Consider the following 2,983-nt stretch of genomic DNA (forward strand, 5'->3'; position numbering starts at 1 on the left):
TCTCGCACAGGTTGCGGCCCCATTCGCGATACATGCACACGTTCACCGACGCATCGGCAAGGCGGCGGATATCGGCCAGGTGCGTGCCCAGCGGGAACACCATGTTCACTTCGCAGCCCATGCCTTCGATCAGACGGCGGATTTCCGCCAGATCGGATGGCATGTTGAAGGTGCCATATTGCGGCCCGATGATGTTGACGAGCGGCCTTTCGCCCTCTTTCCGCACCTTGGGCGCCGGCATCTTCTTCGGCCCGAATTCCTTCCACAACCAGGTCAAGGCGCGGTCGGCGGCCTGCCATTGATCTTCATCGATGGTGCGCGGCAGGAAGCGAACGATGCTGGTGCCTTCCGGCGTCACGCCGCCGCCGATCATTTCGGCGATGGAGCCGGTGACGACAACCGCAGGCAGCGCCGGATCGAGCGTGCGCCAGGCGCGCTTCATGGCGCCTTCGGTGCCGGTCTTTGCCAGTTCATCCTCGCCCAGGCCGGTAACGACGATGGGCAGTTCGTGCGGCGGCAGGCCGTCGGTATAGTGCAGCACCGAAGTGACCGGCAAATTCTCGCAGCCCACCGGGCCATCGATGACAACCTGCAGGCCCTTCACCGAGGTGAAGCTGTACACGGCGCCCCAATAGCCGCCGGCCCTATCATGATCGAGCACGAGCATGGCGTCAGTCCCCGATCGCTTCGCTCGCCTTGGCGGCGGCGATCATCTTGCCTGCGTATTTCTTCTTGAACTCGGGCCGGTCACGAGGAACCTCTTCCCAGATGCCGGCGGCATGGCCTTCGCCAACGCCCTGGAAAAAGTCCTTCATCATGTCGAAACGGCCCTTGTTGCCGAGCGCACCGTTGATCACCTGTGCCAAGCTGCCGGCGCCGGCCGGCCCCATCAGCGGCCGTGCCGAGATGAGGTTGGTGAAATACAGGCTAGGGATGGCGCGCGTCTTGGCGTGCTGCACCACCGGCGTGGTGCCGATGGACAGGTCAGGATGGAACTCTTCCACCGCCGCGATGTCCTGTTCCAGGCTGGCGCGATACTGGATGCGCGTGCCCCTGGCTTCCAGCCATTCGCGATCGGGATCAGACCATTTGGTGCGCGGGCAAGCAGTGCCCACGTACGGCACCTCTGCGCCCGATTCGATCAGCAGGCGCGCGACCAGCAGTTCCGATCCTTCATAGCCCGAAACCGTGATGCGGCCCTTGATCGGCTTGGCCGACAGCGCGCCGGTGATCGCCGGTAGCCACTTGTTCTGGGCGGCAGCCACCTTGTCGGCGGACAGGCCGAACGCGTCACCGATGGCGGCGAGCCAGGCGGCGGTGCCATCACGGCCCACCGGAGCCGAACCAACGATGGTGCGGCCGGCAGCTTCGAATTCACGCACGGCGGCGGTGTAGAACGGGTGGATGGCCGCCACCACCGGCGAGGCCAGCGCGGCATACAGCTCGCGCCACTCGCGGGTCGGCACCACTGGCCCAGCCGTCAGGCCCATCGGCTCCAGCAGCATCGAAATGCCCACCGGATCGGCCGGGAACATTTCGCCGAGCAGGGTCACGGTCGGCTTGTCGGGCATCACGGCCGGTGCCGCGACCGGGCCAGCCATGATTTCATTGCGCGCGTAGTGCAGCATCGCGCCGGCCAGCACGTCCTTGGCTTCGGCATGAGTCGGCACGCCGAACCCCGGCACGTCGATGCCGATGATGCGCACGCCGTTGATCGCATCCGGCAGCAACTGCAGCGGCACGCCCGAAGCGGTCGGCACGCACAAATTGGTCACCACGATCGTGTCATATTTTTCCGGATCGGCCATGTCGTGCACGGCGTCGCGGATATCCTCGAACAACTTGCCGGTAACCAGCGTTTCCGAATTGAACGGCACATAACCCACCGTGCGCCGCGCCCCATAGAAGTGCGACGTGAAGGTGAGGCCATAAACGCAGCAGGCCGAGCCGGACAGGATGGTGGCGGTGCGGCGCATGCGCAGGCCAACGCGCAGCGAGCCGAAGGCCGGGCACATGGATTGCGGCTGATCGTGCGGGCCCTTGGGATAATCGGCCGCATAACGTTCCAACACCTCGGACTTGCCGGCCTTGGCCGCAGCATCGCGCATGGTGTCGGCGCCAGCGTGGCAGCCGGCCCCATCTGCTGGCGGAACGACCAGGTCTTCAGACATTGTCGTACACCACTTCCAGGCTCGGCTTCGTCTCATAGACGCCGCCGCGCATGTCAGCCTGAGAAGCCGGTTTCAGGGTGAAGTTGCCACCGGTATCTTCCGGCTTGAACAGGCCGAGCAGGCCATCTTGATCGAGTGGGGTCGGCCGCACCGGCGGCGCGGTTGCAACGGCTTCTGCCAGTTCGGCGAACAGCGGGCCCCACTGGCTATCTGCCGTGCCGATGATCTGATAATTGGCGGATTTCTTGCGGATATCTTCATGCGCCGGGATGCTGACCAGCACCGGGATGCCGACCGCCTTGGCAAAGGCCTGGGCCTCGCCCGAACCATCGTCCTTGTTGATCAGGATGCCGGCGACGCCAACATTGCCGCCCATCTTGCGGAAATATTCCACCGCCTTGCAGACATTGTTGGCGACGTACAGCGATTGCAGATCGTTCGAACCGACCACGATCACCTTCTGGCACATGTCGCGGGCGATCGGCAGGCCAAAGCCGCCGCACACCACGTCGCCCAGGAAATCGAGCAGGACGTAATCAAAGCCCCAATCGTGGAAGCCCAATTTTTCGAGGGTTTCAAAGCCGTGGATGATGCCACGACCGCCGCAGCCACGGCCAACCTCGGGCCCGCCCAGTTCCATGGCGAACACGCCGTCGCGCTGGAAGCAGACGTCTTCAATCGAGAGCTCTTCGCCCGAAAGCTTCTTTTTGGACGAGGTTTCGATGATCGTCGGCGTCGCCTTGCCGCCAAACAGCAGGCTGGTGGTGTCGCTCTTGGGATCGCAGCCGATCAGCAGCACGCGCTTGCCCTGC

The 2,983-nt window shown here is 64.2% G+C and carries 3 protein-coding genes; all 3 read right to left on the bottom strand.

The window, feature by feature from the left end; translation table 11 throughout:
* A partial coding sequence (locus RT662_RS04575; RefSeq protein WP_313669526.1) for a nitrogenase component 1 occupies positions 1-667 on the bottom strand: 667 nt, incomplete at its 3' end.
* A gap of 4 nt (positions 668-671) precedes the next feature.
* A complete protein-coding gene (gene bchY / locus RT662_RS04580; protein ID WP_313669527.1) occupies positions 672-2,171 on the bottom strand; it encodes a chlorophyllide a reductase subunit Y in 1,500 nt (499 codons plus the stop codon).
* On the bottom strand, positions 2,164-2,983 hold an 820-nt coding region (locus RT662_RS04585), incomplete at its 5' end, for a chlorophyllide a reductase iron protein subunit X (protein ID WP_313669529.1). The genes RT662_RS04585 and bchY, both read right to left, overlap by 8 nt.

Source organism: Sandarakinorhabdus sp. (assembly GCF_032115815.1).
GTDB lineage: Bacteria > Pseudomonadota > Alphaproteobacteria > Sphingomonadales > Sphingomonadaceae > Sandarakinorhabdus.